The organism is Streptomyces odonnellii (assembly GCF_000981895.1).
Taxonomy (GTDB): Bacteria; Actinomycetota; Actinomycetes; order Streptomycetales; family Streptomycetaceae; genus Streptomyces; species Streptomyces odonnellii.
Genome location: NZ_LATD01000035.1, coordinates 41060 through 54424, shown reverse-complemented (window position 1 = coordinate 54424; position 13365 = coordinate 41060). Strand labels below are relative to the sequence as shown.

19 protein-coding genes are annotated in these 13365 nt (G+C 68.8%); 10 read left to right on the top strand and 9 right to left on the bottom strand.

Going from position 1 to position 13365, the window contains the following annotated elements; genetic code table 11:
* The 3 genes from WH07_RS05765 to WH07_RS05755 all read right to left on the bottom strand — a co-directional run.
* Positions 1–219, bottom strand: a 219-nt coding sequence (locus WH07_RS05765; RefSeq protein WP_046496101.1) for a hypothetical protein, incomplete at its 3' end; no start/stop codon positions are given.
* Positions 220–520: 301 nt separating this feature from the next.
* Entirely contained in the window at positions 521–844 is a 324-nt protein-coding gene (locus WH07_RS05760; protein WP_046496099.1) for an STAS domain-containing protein, read from the bottom strand.
* Positions 845–1032: 188 nt separating this feature from the next.
* On the bottom strand, positions 1033–1881 hold the full coding sequence (locus tag WH07_RS05755; protein WP_046496097.1) for a 3-hydroxyacyl-CoA dehydrogenase family protein: 849 nt from the start codon (positions 1879–1881) through the stop codon (positions 1033–1035).
* Between the two features lie 284 nt (positions 1882–2165).
* On the opposite strand from WH07_RS05755, the gene WH07_RS40865 reads away from it, so the two are divergent.
* The 3 genes from WH07_RS40865 to WH07_RS05740 all read left to right on the top strand — a co-directional run bounded on the left by WH07_RS40865 (position 2166) and on the right by WH07_RS05740 (position 3702).
* Complete coding sequence (locus tag WH07_RS40865; RefSeq protein WP_046496095.1) at positions 2166–2486, top strand: ArsR/SmtB family transcription factor; 321 nt, start codon at positions 2166–2168, stop codon at positions 2484–2486.
* A complete protein-coding gene (locus WH07_RS40860) occupies positions 2483–2986 on the top strand; it encodes an SRPBCC family protein (RefSeq protein ID WP_046496093.1) in 504 nt (167 codons plus the stop codon). The genes WH07_RS40865 and WH07_RS40860 overlap by 4 nt, the downstream gene beginning before the upstream one ends.
* A gap of 143 nt (positions 2987–3129) precedes the next feature.
* Positions 3130–3702 carry a cob(I)yrinic acid a,c-diamide adenosyltransferase gene (locus WH07_RS05740; RefSeq protein ID WP_046496090.1) on the top strand — a complete coding sequence of 191 codons (573 nt, stop codon included), beginning with the start codon at positions 3130–3132 and terminating at the stop codon, positions 3700–3702.
* Between the two features lie 51 nt (positions 3703–3753).
* On the opposite strand, the gene WH07_RS05735 is transcribed toward WH07_RS05740, so the two are convergent.
* Together WH07_RS05735 and WH07_RS05730 are read right to left on the bottom strand one after the other, a co-directional pair.
* A complete protein-coding gene (locus WH07_RS05735; protein ID WP_046496088.1) occupies positions 3754–4428 on the bottom strand; it encodes a hypothetical protein in 675 nt (224 codons plus the stop codon).
* Complete coding sequence (locus tag WH07_RS05730; RefSeq protein WP_157877247.1) at positions 4425–5063, bottom strand: ATP-binding protein; 639 nt, start codon at positions 5061–5063, stop codon at positions 4425–4427. Before WH07_RS05730 ends, WH07_RS05735 begins: the two co-directional genes overlap by 4 nt.
* A 295-nt stretch (positions 5064–5358) precedes the next feature.
* Here WH07_RS05730 and WH07_RS05725 point away from each other — a divergent pair, with 295 nt between their 5' ends.
* The 3 genes from WH07_RS05725 (at position 5359) to WH07_RS05715 (ending at position 6710) form a co-directional block, all read left to right on the top strand.
* Entirely contained in the window at positions 5359–6186 is an 828-nt protein-coding gene (locus WH07_RS05725) for a DUF5753 domain-containing protein (protein ID WP_232788733.1), read from the top strand.
* A gap of 4 nt (positions 6187–6190) precedes the next feature.
* Positions 6191–6406, top strand: a complete 216-nt coding sequence (locus WH07_RS05720) for a DUF397 domain-containing protein (protein ID WP_332836345.1) — start codon at positions 6191–6193, stop codon at positions 6404–6406.
* A 70-nt stretch (positions 6407–6476) separates the two neighbouring features.
* Positions 6477–6710, top strand: coding sequence for a DUF397 domain-containing protein (locus WH07_RS05715; RefSeq protein ID WP_046496081.1), 234 nt, complete (start codon positions 6477–6479; stop codon positions 6708–6710).
* Positions 6711–6735: 25 nt separating this feature from the next.
* On the opposite strand, the gene WH07_RS37145 is transcribed toward WH07_RS05715, so the two are convergent.
* Positions 6736–7023 (bottom strand): DUF6087 family protein, encoded by a 288-nt coding sequence (locus tag WH07_RS37145; RefSeq protein ID WP_079022968.1) that lies wholly within the window; start codon positions 7021–7023, stop codon positions 6736–6738.
* Between the two features lie 13 nt (positions 7024–7036).
* Positions 7037–8404, bottom strand: a complete 1368-nt coding sequence (locus WH07_RS05710) for a hypothetical protein (RefSeq protein WP_046496079.1) — start codon at positions 8402–8404, stop codon at positions 7037–7039.
* A 159-nt stretch (positions 8405–8563) separates the two neighbouring features.
* On the opposite strand from WH07_RS05710, the gene WH07_RS05705 reads away from it, so the two are divergent.
* From WH07_RS05705 to tgmC, 3 genes are read left to right on the top strand one after another with little or no spacing between them, the layout of a single operon-like run.
* A complete protein-coding gene (locus tag WH07_RS05705; RefSeq protein WP_232788732.1) occupies positions 8564–8830 on the top strand; it encodes a putative ATP-grasp-modified RiPP in 267 nt (88 codons plus the stop codon).
* A 3-nt stretch (positions 8831–8833) separates the two neighbouring features.
* Positions 8834–9832: an ATP-grasp ribosomal peptide maturase gene (tgmB, locus tag WH07_RS05700; RefSeq protein WP_046496077.1), complete on the top strand. Its 999-nt coding sequence runs from the start codon at positions 8834–8836 to the stop codon at positions 9830–9832.
* A complete protein-coding gene (tgmC, locus tag WH07_RS05695; RefSeq protein WP_046496076.1) occupies positions 9810–11009 on the top strand; it encodes an ATP-grasp peptide maturase system methyltransferase in 1200 nt (399 codons plus the stop codon). Before tgmB ends, tgmC begins: the two co-directional genes overlap by 23 nt.
* 262 nt (positions 11010–11271) lie before the next feature.
* On the opposite strand, the gene WH07_RS05690 is transcribed toward tgmC, so the two are convergent.
* On the bottom strand, positions 11272–12276 hold the full coding sequence (locus WH07_RS05690; protein WP_046496073.1) for an NAD(P)H-dependent glycerol-3-phosphate dehydrogenase: 1005 nt from the start codon (positions 12274–12276) through the stop codon (positions 11272–11274).
* 8 nt (positions 12277–12284) lie between these two features.
* Positions 12285–12809 (bottom strand): class I SAM-dependent methyltransferase, encoded by a 525-nt coding sequence (locus WH07_RS42095; RefSeq protein WP_157877246.1) that lies wholly within the window; start codon positions 12807–12809, stop codon positions 12285–12287.
* Here WH07_RS42095 and WH07_RS05680 point away from each other — a divergent pair.
* Positions 12752–13324: a hypothetical protein gene (locus tag WH07_RS05680; RefSeq protein WP_052744263.1), complete on the top strand. Its 573-nt coding sequence runs from the start codon at positions 12752–12754 to the stop codon at positions 13322–13324. The genes WH07_RS42095 and WH07_RS05680 overlap by 58 nt on opposite strands.
* Positions 13325–13365: the final 41 nt, after the last annotated feature.

Genomic DNA, 13365 nt, shown 5'->3' with positions numbered 1-13365 from the left:
CCCCGCGCCCTTGAGATGGGCCAGGGCGGGGGTGACCGCCGGAGGAGGGGTGCGTGTGGGCGCGAGGGCCGCGGTGATGGCGGGGGTGATCTCGACACGGGGCGGGCGCGGCGCTTCGGCGTCCTCGCTCTCGTACCGCTGCTCCTCGTGCCGCTCGTCGTCGCGCTGGTCGTCGTGGCGCTGGTCGTCGTGGCCGAAATCTTTCGGTCCCCGGCTCATCGGGTCCATGGTGAAAAGCCCCCCAGATCGTGGCGTGCCGCTGCCCCCCGGCCTCGCACGCCCATCTGTCGCTTCCGGTCCGGTGCCTGCTCCATGGGTCGGTCGTCGGCAGACGCGCCGACCCTAGACCTGAGGCCATTATCCGTGAACAGCCGGGGTACCGCCGCGTCCAAGACATCACGGTCTTATGAGGATTGTGCGATGTGGCTGGTTTCCAGCAGATCTGGCGGGAAGGACGCGGGCCGCCGGGACGCGGACAAGCGCGGCGCCGACAGGCGCGGCACGGACAGGCGCGGCCGGGTCAGACCCGCGGCAGTGATTCCGCGGCGATCCCGCCCTCGATGGCAAGAATGCGGTGCAGCCGCGTGGCCACGAGCAGGCGCTGCATCTGCGGCGGAACGCCGCGCAGCACAAGCCTCCGACCACACCGCCCCGCGCGTCGGTGGGCTCCCATGATGACGCCGAGTCCGGTGGCGTCCCAGGAGTCCAGTTCGGTCAGGTCGAGCACGAGATCGCCGACTCCGTCGTCGACGGCCGAGTGCAGGACCGTACGGGCGTCCGCCGCGCTGCGAACGTCGAGGCGGCCCCCGACGACCAGCTCGGCGTGGTCGCCCCTGATGTGCATATGCGCTCCCCGAGAGTGCTTCCGCGTTCCGTTGTGTTCTGTCTGCTGTGTTTTCTATGTATTCCAACAACTGACTGCCGCAAGGGCGGAGAAGTTGCCGTCTGTAAGCGAACCGATACCAAAATCACCCCGTGGGGTGATACCGGAGCGGTGTGACGCGACTCAGCGCCCGACTCTCGGATGCCCGCTCAGTGCTTGTAGAACCCCTGCCCGCTCTTGCGGCCGATGTCACCCGCGTCCACCATCCGGCGCATCAGCTCCGGCGGGGCGAACTTCTCGTCCTGCGACTCGGCGTAGATGTTGTCGGTCGCGTGGAGAAGGATGTCGACTCCGGTCAGATCGGCGGTGGCGAGCGGCCCCATGGCATGGCCGAACCCCAGCTTGCAGGCGATGTCGATGTCCTCGGCGGACGCGACGCCCGACTCGTACAGCTTCGCGGCCTCGACGACGAGCGCGGAGATCAGCCGCGTGGTCACGAAGCCGGCCACATCGCGGTTGACGACGATGCAGGTCTTGCCCACGGACTCGGCGAACTCCCGTGCCGTGGCGAGGGTTTCGTCGCTCGTCTTGTAGCCGCGCACCAGCTCGCAGAGCCGCATCATCGGTACGGGCGAGAAGAAGTGCGTACCGACGACGCGCTCCGGACGCCCGGTCACCGCCGCGATCTTGGTGATCGGGATGGCCGAGGTGTTGGAGGCGAGGACGGCGTCGTCCCGTACGAGCTTGTCGAGCGCGCGGAAGATCTCGTGCTTGACGTCCAGCTTCTCGAAGACGGCCTCGACGACGACGTCCGCGTCGGCGACGGCGTCCAGATCGGTGGTCGTGGTGATCCGGGCCAGGGCCGCGTCCGCGTCGGCCTCTTCGAGCGCGCCCTTGGCGACGAACCGCGCGTACGACGCCTTGACGCTGTCGATCCCCCGGGCCAGCGCCGCGTCGGTGACATCGCGCAGCACGACGTCCCAGCCTGCCTGGGCCGAGACCTGCGCGATCCCGGACCCCATGAGTCCGGCCCCGATGACGGCGAGCTTCCTGGCCACGTCACACCCCACGATTCTTCTTCGGATCCGGTTCGGCTCTGGTGCGGCTTTAACGCGTGTTTACATTGCGCGCTCTGCGGAGGTTAGCGGGCGTGCAGGCGCATGTGACAGCGAAGAGATGCGCGTCACGCCCCGGATGACGGACATCACACCGGGACGGTCCACCGGAGGCCGCACGCAGCGCACTTGAGGACCGCGGCGGGGGCCGCGGGGCGGCTCGGACCGCGTTACGCCAGGCTGCGCCAGGCTTTACATGTGACCATCTGGTCACCTATTCTCGATGCGTGAGCGACGACGACCGGGTCTTCAAGGCGCTGGCCGATCCGACCCGCCGTTTCCTGCTCGACCTGCTGTTCGCGCGCGACGGACGCACGCTGAGCGAGCTGGAGTCCGAGCTGGAGATGACGCGGTACGGAGCGATGAAGCACCTGAAGGTGCTTGAGGAGGCGGGGCTAGTCATCACACGCAGATCGGGCCGGGAGAAGCACCACTTCCTGAACCCGGTGCCGATCCGGCTGATCCACGACAGATGGATCGACAAGTACACCGAGCGCCAGGTGTCGGCGCTCACCGAGCTGAAGCACAAGCTGGAGGGGAACACATGAGCACTGCCACGGCCGAGTCGACCAGTACGGTCCAGGTCCACCGGATCTACATCAAGGCGACGGCGCAGGCGGTCTGGGACGCGATCACGAGTCCCGACTGGAACGGGAAGTACGGCTACGGCTGCGCCAGCGAGTTCGACCTGCGCCCGGGCGGTGCGTACCGCTCGCTGTCCAGCGACGAGATGCGGGCGCACGGCGCGCCGGAGCAGATCATCGAGGGCGAGGTCGTGGAGGCCGAGGCGCCGCACCGGCTCGTCCAGACGTACCGGATGCTCTTCACGCCCGAGCTGGCGGCCGAACCGTACACGCGCCTGACGTACGAGATCGAGGAGGAGCCGTACGGAGGCGTCGTGAAGCTCACCGTGACGCACGACGTCACCGACGCGCCGGCGCACGCGGCCCAGGTCGCGGGCAGGATCAAGGAGGCGGGCGGCGGCTGGGCGATGGTGCTCAGCGACCTCAAGTCGCTGCTGGAGACGGGCAAGCCGATGGCGGGCTGAGCACCACGGGGGCCGGGGCCGGTGTCTTCCGGGGCGCCGGCCCCTTCGCACACGGCCCGGGCCGTGTGCGCCACATCCCGTGCAGCGCGCGACGCCTGGCGGGCGGACGACGCCATGTGGCAGACACGGCCTAGGCTGGCCATATGGTCAATCTGACGCGCATCTACACCCGCACCGGCGACAAGGGCACGACCGCTCTCGGCGACATGAGCCGTACCGCCAAGACCGATCTGCGGATCGCCGCGTACGCCGACGCCAACGAGGCCAACGCCGTCATCGGCACCGCGATCGCGCTCGGCGCGCTCCCCGAGGAGCTGGTGAAGGTCCTCGTCCGGGTCCAGAACGACCTCTTCGACGTGGGCGCGGACCTGTCGACGCCGGTGGTGGAGAAGCCCGAGTACCCGCCGCTGCGCGTCGAGCAGCCGTACATCGACAAGCTGGAGGCGGACTGCGACCGCTTCCTGGAGCGGCTCGACAAGCTCCGCAGCTTCATCCTCCCCGGCGGCACCCCGGGCGCGGCCCTGCTGCACCAGGCATGCACGGTCGTACGCCGCGCGGAGCGCTCGACCTGGGCGGCGCTGGAGGTGCACGGCGAGACCATGAACGCCCTGACGGCGACCTATCTCAACCGGCTCTCCGACCTGCTCTTCATTCTCGCCCGCATGGCGAACAAGGAGGTCGGGGACGTGCTCTGGGTGCCGGGCGGCGAGCGCTGACGTACCGCCCGTCTCACCGGCTGCTGCCCATCTCACCGGCCGGAGCCCGTCTCACCGGTCGGCGGCGGCGAGTTCGGTTGCGAGATCGACGAGCGCGCAGCCGCGCAGTTCCATGGCGAGCTGCGAGGCGATCACCCAGCGGATCCCAAGGTCGCCGTATGCCTTGACGACGTGCTCGACGGGTCCGATGAACGGGTTCGGCGGGTAGTAGCGCGCCCCGTACACCCCGCTGATCCGCGGTTCCCGTACCCGTACGGCGACGAATCCACGGCGCAGGTGCGGACAGGCGCGGGTCGAGTCCGCGGCGCAGGGGAGGCAGACCGGCGGGTGTGTCGCGGCCATCGTCTCCGGCCAGCCGGGCCAGTCGCGGCGGTGATCGGCGAGCAGCCAGAGCACGCCGCGCTCGTTGCGGTCGGCGGGCCCGCCGCAGACCTGGCACAGCATTCGCTGCATGGCCCGGCGCTGCCGCAGGGGGTGCACGTTGCCGAACTCGGGCCGCCCCTGCCCCGGCCGGTACGTCGCCCGGGCCCACAGCACGCCCTCCTCGTCGCGGTCGATGCTGTGCTCGTCGACGTACGCGATGCCCCGGCCACCGGACCGGCCCGTCACCGGCGGCGGGTACAGGGGCCATTCCGCGCCCCAGGCGGTGATGTACGGGACGACTCCTGGCGGGCGTGGGGTCGACGGGCGTGGCGTCGACGGGCCTTGCGCGGCGGTCGGCTTCACCGGCGCTCCCCCGCCGACGTGTGCACGGCCGGGGCGGGGTACGCGGCCGGGGCCGTGCGCACGACCAGGGCCGTACGTGCCGTCGGGGCGGGGGCCGCCGTGTGCGCGGCCAGGGTGCCGGTCGTACGGGTCGTGGCGGCGGCCCGCGACGTACCGACCGGGAGCGAGCACCAGGTCTTGGTCCCGTCGGGGCTGACGCCCCACTCCCCACCGCGTTCGGCGACGACCGCGTCCACGACGAGCAGCCCGCGCCCGCTCTCGTCCCCCGGGCGGGCGGTACGGATACGGGCAGGTACGGGCGACCCGTCGTCCACCTCGACCCGGAGCATCCCGAGCCCGGTGAGCCGGAGCGTTACCCCGACCTGATCCCCGCGCCCGTACCGCAGTGCGTTGGTGACCAGTTCGCTGAGCAACAGCCCGATGTCGTCGGCGAGTTCCCCGAGCCCCCACGCTCGAACCCGCGCGACCCCGCCCCGCCGCACCTGCCCGGGCCACCGCTCGTCTCCTTCGGCCATCCCGCGCCGACCCGCCCGCAGGGCCCGCTCGATGCTGAGCTGCCACCCCGCAAGCCCGTCCGAACCGGACCTCGTCCGGGTGAGGTCTTCGTATGCGTGTACGCGTGCTCTGAGGGTCATGGTTGGTCCTCCACGGATAGTCCTACTGACGGTTCGTCAGCACGCCATCGGCGCTGCTCAACTAGCCTGTCGGGCAAGTCCATTCACCTGCAATCGAATCTGCTTCGAAAATTCAAAGCAGATCGAATTGGACTATGCCCAAACCTGCAAGAGGGGCTGCGGGGGACGTACACGAGGTGTAACACTCTGCACACGGCAACACCTGATCAGCACAGAGACACAGCGAGGGGTCACAGTGGCAGCAAAGCGTGGGGCAACCGGAAGGCGCCTCGAACTGGGCCTACAGATGCGGCAGATGCGCGAGAGCATCTTCATGGACAACGGCAAGCCGATGCCCCGCAAGGTGGCCGTCCAGGGAACAAAGCTCTCCGAGGCCGCTCTCCAGCGGATCGAGACCGGAAGTCTGAGCTTCCGCAACACCGGCGACCTGCGCAAGCTGCTGGACAAGTACGGCGTTGACGATCCGGATGTCATCGATCAGCTCGTCGAGCTGAACCGCGACGCGACCAGCCAGGATTGGGTGACGCGGTACCGCAGTCATATGCAGCCCGCCATGCAGGGCTTCGTCGGAATCGAGGCGGAGGCCCAGGAGATCCGGATCTACCACCCAGCGGTAGTCCATGGCCTGCTCCAGACCGAGGACTACGCCAAGGCGATCTTCGAGATCGAGAAACCCGTCGAGGAAACTACCAGCGAGTTCGTCCGCCACAACGTGGCACTCCGTATGGAGCGCAAGAAGCGGGTCTTGGACCGTGAACCGCATCCGGTCAAGCTCTGGGTGATCCTGGGTGAGGCAGCCCTGCGCTATGCGATCGGCAGCCCACAGGTGATGCTGGACCAGTACGAAGAAATCACACGGCTGTCCCAGCTCGACCATGTCAAGATCCAGGTGCTTCCTTTCAACAGCCGGGGGTACCGGGCGAGAAGTGACCTCGCCATCCTTGACCTGGTGGATGGATTGCCGCCCATGGTGCAGGTCGACAACGCTTGGGGTGCCGTCTCGACCTCGGACAAGCCCAAGGAGGTGGCGCGGTTCACCCGACGGTTCAACACCATGATCGCCTCGGCGCTTCCGCTTGAGGACACACCAGAGTTCATGCATCGACTAGCGCGAGAGTTGTAGGGCCATTAACACTCACATCACAGCCGCAGAGCTGGCTCCGGAAGACGCGTGGTTCAAGTCGTCGTACAGCGGCGGCACTGGTGATAGCTGCGTGGAGATCGCCGACCTGACCAACCGCGTCGGCATCCGCGACTCCAAGGACAAGCGCGGCCCGGCCCTGACCGCCACCCCCCAGGGCTGGACCTCCTTCATCGAGTTCGTGCGCGCCACACACAACTGAGCCCAACTCCCAACGAAGTGGCGGCTTTCCCCCTGACGCGGAGAGCCGCCACGCTCGTACGGTCTGAGGTGTGACGAGCCGACAGCACAAGCCCGAGGACGCGGCCTGGGTCAAGTCGTCATACAGCGACGGCACCGGAAATAACTGCGTAGAGGTCGCACGCCTGGCGCCCGGAGTCGGCATCCGCGACTCCAAGAACAGGCCCGGCCCCACCCTCCTGGTCCCCGCCACCGCATGGGCCACATTCATCGACCTCGTCCGCTCCGACGCGGTCGCTACGGATGCACGCCTGAACGGGCTGTAGAGGCCGGCCACCGCGTCACGGCTCCTCACCCCTCCGTCGCGCCAGGGTCGAATTCATCCACCCATGCCTGCGCCGCAGCGAGACCGAGGGCGGTGCCGACAGGTGCGTACGCGAAACCGGTCCACTCCTCCAAGATCCTCGGAGCGTGCGGATCGAGATGGCGCGCGCCGCCACGCACGGGGCGATGACGGCGCGGGCCGTCCAGCGGCGCACGGCGGCGCTTCTCGTATGCGGCGACCGGATCACCGGGGTCAACGGCCGGGACGGCGCGGGGCGGCTGGTTCGGTGGGCCAGGTCGGCGGTGCTTGCCCATGGCTCCCATGCTCTCAGGCCGCGACCACCGTCGGCCGGGCAGCCGCGAGATCCTTTGCCCGAGTGCGTACCTCATCGGTGGCGGAGGTGTGGTAGGGGCGGGCAGCCTCCAACAAAGTGTTCAGTCGGGAGGCCACAAGCGTGGAGTCGACACGGGCGGCGTCGTCGAGTGCGCGCCGGGCCGCCTCTGCGGCCCGCTCAGGGTCACCTTCGTCGAAGAACGCGGCGGCGAGTCCGACTCGGTCCATGACACGGACACGGTCAAAACCGGGCGCCCGCAGCTTCAGCGCTTCGAGGAAGTGAGTACTTGCGGGCCGATGAGGGCGGCCGAGCGCGGCAAGATCGCGAGCGGAGACGGCGCGGGCCCCGGCGTGCTCGGCAGCGTCGAAGTAAGCGACCCAATCGGGCAGGTCCCCGAAGCCGTCGGCCAAGAATTCGTCGGCGGCGCCGAGATGTGTATCGGCCTGGCGCTCATCGCCAAGAGCCGCGTGCACCCGCCCGGTCTGTGAAGCGACCAGAGCTCTTATGACGGGCTGCTCGGCCTTGGCCGCGGCGACACCAAGGAGCCCGAGGGCGTCCTCCGGCCGACCGAGATAGATCATCTGGTGAGACATGCGGGTCACAATCTCCACTCCGCGATCGCGTTGTCCGGCTTCGCCGGCCGCATAGATGCCGTAGCTCCAATAGCGCTGAGCGGTCGCATAACGGCCGGAGTCATGACTCACCCATCCCGCAAGCGCAGCCAAATCGGCAGTCGCAGCAAAGATCCGGGTCTTCAGACCAGCCGGGACGCCGGCTTGGATGCGACGGGCGACCTCAGCGAGTTGGGCGACGATCGCCGACCGATAGAGGCCACCCCCCTTTGTGGCGTCGGCGTGGGTGAAGAAGTCGGTGACCTGTTCCAGCGCGGTGACGGTATCGGCGTCGAAGCCCTGACGAGCGCGGTTCAGGGGCCGGGCAATGCCACCGAGCATCCGTTCGGCTGCCAGGATCAGCGGAGCGCCGATGGCAAGCCTGAGGGTTTCACGGCGGTCCATGAACAGGTCCATCTGCGTCCATCCGGCCAGGGTCTGGGCGGCTGCCTCGGTCAACAGCGGTACCTGGATCGTATCCAGCACCGCTCCGGCTGGGGACAGGCCGAGATCACCCGGAGTGAGCGGCTGCCCGACCACTTTGGAGAGCACGGCGGCGAGCAGGACGGGGACCGGCGGACGGGGGCGTTCGCCGTCGATCCAGCGACGGACGCGGGTGGCGTCCGGAGCAATCTGCCGGTGACCTTGGCGCACCGCTTCGGCAGCGATCCGGCGGGCGATCTCACCCTGGGACAGACCGGTCGCGCCGATCCACAGCGCAAGATGCGAATTGCCAGTCCCGCCCGCCATTGGCATTCGCCTCCCTGGACACGCAATTACGCAGTGCAATGAATTCGCCACGGTTCGCGACCTATACGGTACTGGCCAGGGCCCGGCGGGTGGGCGGATTCTGCTGACGCGGACAGTCGACCGGCTGCCCCCGGACCAGAAGAGAAAAGGAGATCTCGCATGGCGACGCTTGTGCCCCAGGCTCCATGGGCGATGCGGCTGGTGACCGACCGGCTGCCGGTCGGCGCCCCGCCGTACACGGCGGTGACGCTGAACGAGGCCACGCAGACCGCCCGTTACACCGACGCCGTCGGCCAGGTGGTGGAGATGGGCAAACACGGCACATCCAAGACCAAGGGCACCGCCTCGGTGTCCGGCGGCGGCGACGGGCAGAACCCGCAGCCGCAGACCCAGGACGACAACACCACCGACTACGAGTCGGACTGACCGGTGGCTCCCCTCGTTCTGGTCGTCACGTCCCTGGAAGACACCACCGCCGATCTGGTCATCGATGCGCTGAACAAGCGCGGGGTGCCTGTCGCACGCGTCGACCCCGCCGACATCGGGGCGGGCCTGACTTTCAGCGCCCGCATCGGTGTCGGGGCACCGGCGTGGAGCGGGCGACTGCGTACAGCAAGCCGCGAGGTGGAGCTGAGGGAGGTGGCGGCGGTGTACTACCGCCGCCCCACCCCGTACACCGCCCGGTTCGCGCATCTGCCGACGCAGCAGCGCGACTTCGCTTCCGCCGAAGCCCGGCACGGCCTCGGCGGAATCTTGAGCAGCCTGGACGGCGCCCGGTACATCAACCACCCCGCAGCCGTCGCCCGCGCCGATTTCAAACCCGCCCAGCTCCGGATGGCCGCCCGGCTCGGGTTCACCATCCCGCCGACCCTGGTCACCAACGACGCCGAAGCCGCAAGGAAGTTCGCCTCCGACAACGGCCCGGTCGTCTACAAGTCCTTCCGCGGCCTGCCTCCCGACGAAGGTGGCCACACCGGGGCGCTCTGGACCCAGCGCGTCGCTCCGGAGACCTTTGACGACGCGCTCGCAGTGACCGCGCACCTGTTCCAGGCCGAGGTACCGAAGACCGGGGATGTACGGGTGACTGTCGTCGGCCGCCAAGTGTTCGCTCAGCAGATCGCCGCGCCGGACGGCTCTCTGGACTGGCGTCGTGGCAACTGGGACGAGCTGCTGCACGCTCCCATCACCGTGCCAGCCCCGATCGAGGCGGCCATGCACAGCTACCTGGCCGCCTTCGACCTGCTCTTCGGCTGCTTCGACTTCGCCCTCACCGACGACGGGGACGACCCACGACACTGGACCTGGATCGAGTGCAATCCGAACGGCCAATGGGGCTGGCTTCCCGACGCGGAAGCCATCACCGAGGCGTTCGCCGACATCTTGAGCAGGAAGGAGGCAGCGGTTCATGACCGTGCCCGCCGAGTCTGAGACCGAGGCGGCCCGCCTGCGCGAGTCTCTGGCCAGGTCCCTCACCGAGGCTGGTTCCCTGGCCGACCCGGCCTGGCGACAGGCGGTGCGAACGGTGCCCCGGCATCGTTTCGTGCCCGGCTTCTATCTGCCCGCCGACCAGCGGGACGACCGCGGGCTGACGGTGTGGGAACCGGTCACCGCCGAACTCGACCACAGCCGGTGGCTCGCCGCCGCGTACTCGGACGCCACGCTGATCACGCAGTTCGACGGTGACGAGCCGGACTGGAAGCAACCCGCGGCAAGACACGGCGGGGCCCCGACATCCTCATCCACGCTGCCGTCCCTGGTGGTGCGGATGTGGGCGGACGCAGACATCACCGAGGGGCACACAGTGCTTGAACTCGGCACCGGCAGCGGCTACTCCACTGCTCTCGCATGTGAACGCCTCGGTTCCGACGCCGTCACCTCCATCGAGGTCGACGGCCGTCGGTTGGAGACGGCCGCAGCGGCGCTGTACGACTGCGGCTATACGCCCACCTTGGCCGTGGCAGACGGACTGTACGGCTACTGGCCCGAAGCACCGGTCGACCGGATCGTGGCCGCCTGTTCCTTCCGCGCCGTACCTCCGGCCCTGACCGCGCAGACCAGGCCCGGCGGGAAAATCCTGCTCACTCTGAGCGGCTGGCTCTACGGATACGCGCGCGTTCTGCTGACCGTCAACGGCGACGGCACCGCCGAGGGACCGTTGCTGGGCGGCACCGTCTCATTCATGTCCGCCCGCACTCAGGCGGCCCCCGCATTCGGCAATCCTGCCCACTGGGCCGCCGGCCTCCCCACGACCGCGCGTCCAGCCCTGCATAGCCCGGAGCGGATCACGGCCGCCACCGAGGAAGCATTCCATCTGCGGTTCCTCACCCAGTGCGCCGTGCCGGACGTGCAGATGGTCACTGTCGACGAGGTCGTGCACCTAGTCGACGTCGTCACTGGCTCCGCCGCCTCGCTCACCGCACGCGACGGCAGGTGGCAGGTACGCGAGAGCGGCCCGTTCCGCCTTTGGGACCGCGTCGAGACCGTCCTGACCGCCTACGACACCGCAGGCCGTCCAGGGCCGGAGACCTTTCGGCTGCATGTTCACGGGAACGAGCAGCACGTGCACCATCCACGGATGCCGATGCTGTCCCTGCCCCGGCCCTGACGACCAACCAACTCGGAAGTCCGGACCGCCTGCATCGAGTACGTACGGTCCGGACACAACTGGACAAGGCCCCTTGCTGGGCCCACCGAAGTGGCGGCTTTCCCCATGGTGCGGAGGCCGCCAAGAACCGGACCGGACCGGCACTCCTCGTCCCTGCCACCGCATGTGCCCACTTCGTCGCCGTGATCCGCTCCGGCGTGGCCACCGACTGAACCACCCGCCCGTCGGGACAACACTGCTCGACGTGGTCCAAGCTGCCCAGTCAGCGAAGTTCGGGTTTCGCCGAGCGGGACATCAGCTCCCTGATGGCCTCCTGCGGCGACTTACCGCCATGGACAATGCCGACAACGGTCTCAGTGATCGGCATGTCGACATGATGGCGCCGTGCCAGATCCAGCACGGACTTACAAGAGGTGACACCTTCGGCTGTCTGCTGGGTGACCGCGACCGTCTCGGACACCGTGAGGCCGCGGCCGAGGTTGGTTCCGAAGGTGTGGTTGCGGGACAGGGGTGAGGAGCAGGTGGCGACGAGGTCGCCCATACCGGCGAGTCCCGCGAGGGTCCGTGGGTCGGCGCCCATGGCCTGGGCAAGCCGGGTGGTCTCCGCGAGACCTCGGGTGATGAGCGCCGCCTTGGTGTTGTCGCCGAGGCCGTGTCCGTCGGCGATGCCCACGGCCAGGGCAATGACGTTCTTGACGGCTCCGCCGAGTTCGCAGCCGATGACATCGGTGCTGGTGTACGGACGGAAGTACGGGGTGTGGCAGGCGGCTTGCAGTCGCTCGGCGACGTCCGTGTCCAAGCAGGCCACGACACTCGCAGCAGGCTGCCGGCGGGTGATCTCGCCGGCGAGATTGGGTCCGGAGAGAGCCGCGATCCGCTCGGGCCCGGCATCCGTGACCTCCGCGATCACCTCACTCATCAGCTTCGCCGTGCCCAGTTCGACGCCCTTCATCAGGGAGACGAGAACGGTGTCGTCCGAGAGAAGCGGGGCCAATGCAACAAGGTTGGTACGCAGGGTCTGCGCAGCGACTGCGAGCACCGCGATGTCGGCGCCCTTGGCTGCCTCGGCCGCGTCAGCGGTCGCGGTGATCCGGTCCGGCAGGAGCACGTCCGGCAGGTAGTCGGGGTTGGTGCGGGTGATGTTGATGGCATCGACCAGTTCGGGACGGCGCCCCCACAGCGCAACTTCACACCCGGCGTCGGCGAGGACCATGGAGAACGCTGTGCCCCAGGACCCAGCCCCGTAGACGGCCACACGAGTTGGCATCGGCCGGCTTACCTGCCTTTCGTTCCGTGCCCTTGGACGGCTCTGTCGGGCCGTGGTCGTGAGGGTTCGTCCTTGCAACCGGGCCGCTTCAGCGTAACGGTGACGGACCGTCGGTCACCGACGGTCCGTGATCTTGTGCGTGCTTCGGTGAGCATGCTCTCGGCCTGGTCGTCGCCGAGGTGAAGCCGCAGGTCCGCCTCGTGTTCTGTCCACAGCCGGTAGAGGCGGCTCCACATCGCCGGTTCGTGCGGCCGTTCCTCCTCCCACTCCAGCTCCAGGCCCGCCGCTGCGGCCCGCTCCGGCCACGGCGGGGCCACCGGGCGGCTGCGGAGACTGCCGGAGGTCAGGACGGCCCTGCCGCCGGGACGCAGTATTCTGCGCATCTCCCGCAGTACGCCCTTCGGATCGGGGGCGAACCCGAAGGCGTCGACGCAGACGATGCCGTCGGCGTGCCAACACCCTCGGCTTCTGGGCCATGCTGCGCTACAGCACCGGCGACCCCGCAGGCGCGCTCCAACTCGTGGACGCCGCACACCGCCAGGCCGCCCGGACCGGATCCCCCCGGATGGCCGCCGTGCTCCACGCCCGCGCCTCCCGTGCCCACGCACGCGCCGGAAACAACCTGGCCAGTCGGCGCGCCGAACAGGCCATGTTCGACGCCTACGACCGCGCCGGCCTCCCGGACAACGAACCCGCCTGTGTCTACTGGATCAACCGCGACGAACTCCACGGCTGGGCAGCCACCAACGCCCTCGACCTCCGCGACCCCCGCCGTGCCCTCACCCACCACGCCGCCGTCACAGCCGCCCACCGGACCGGCACACACGACCAGTCCCACCCGCGCACCGCCGCGCTGCGCCTGACCCGCGAAGCCGACGCTCACCTCGCGCTCGGCAACCTCGACGCCGCCGTACACACCGCCACTCGGGCGGTACAGGCGCTCGGGGGCGTCACCTCCGCTCGCGGAACCAGCCTCCTCACCGGCCTGAGGAAAAAGCTCGCCCTCCATCCGACCCCCCTCGTGAGGGACTTCTTGGAAAGCACCTGACCAGGCAGCACACGGTAGTCCCGTGAAGAGCACATCAAACG

Coding starts and splice junctions, on each gene's coding strand:
- WH07_RS05690 (WP_046496073.1), bottom strand. CDS start 12,276: ATGCCAACTCGTGTGGCCGTCTACGGGGCTGGGTCCTGGGGCACAGCG.
- WH07_RS37145 (WP_079022968.1), bottom strand. CDS start 7,023: ATGGGCAAGCACCGCCGACCTGGCCCACCGAACCAGCCGCCCCGCGCC.
- WH07_RS05680 (WP_052744263.1), top strand. CDS start 12,752: ATGCTGCGCTACAGCACCGGCGACCCCGCAGGCGCGCTCCAACTCGTG.
- WH07_RS05725 (WP_232788733.1), top strand. CDS start 5,359: ATGCGCGAGAGCATCTTCATGGACAACGGCAAGCCGATGCCCCGCAAG.
- WH07_RS05710 (WP_046496079.1), bottom strand. CDS start 8,404: ATGGCGGGCGGGACTGGCAATTCGCATCTTGCGCTGTGGATCGGCGCG.
- WH07_RS40860 (WP_046496093.1), top strand. CDS start 2,483: ATGAGCACTGCCACGGCCGAGTCGACCAGTACGGTCCAGGTCCACCGG.
- tgmC (WP_046496076.1), top strand. CDS start 9,810: ATGACCGTGCCCGCCGAGTCTGAGACCGAGGCGGCCCGCCTGCGCGAG.
- WH07_RS05740 (WP_046496090.1), top strand. CDS start 3,130: ATGGTCAATCTGACGCGCATCTACACCCGCACCGGCGACAAGGGCACG.
- WH07_RS05730 (WP_157877247.1), bottom strand. CDS start 5,063: ATGACCCTCAGAGCACGCGTACACGCATACGAAGACCTCACCCGGACG.
- WH07_RS05760 (WP_046496099.1), bottom strand. CDS start 844: ATGCACATCAGGGGCGACCACGCCGAGCTGGTCGTCGGGGGCCGCCTC.
- WH07_RS05705 (WP_232788732.1), top strand. CDS start 8,564: ATGGCGACGCTTGTGCCCCAGGCTCCATGGGCGATGCGGCTGGTGACC.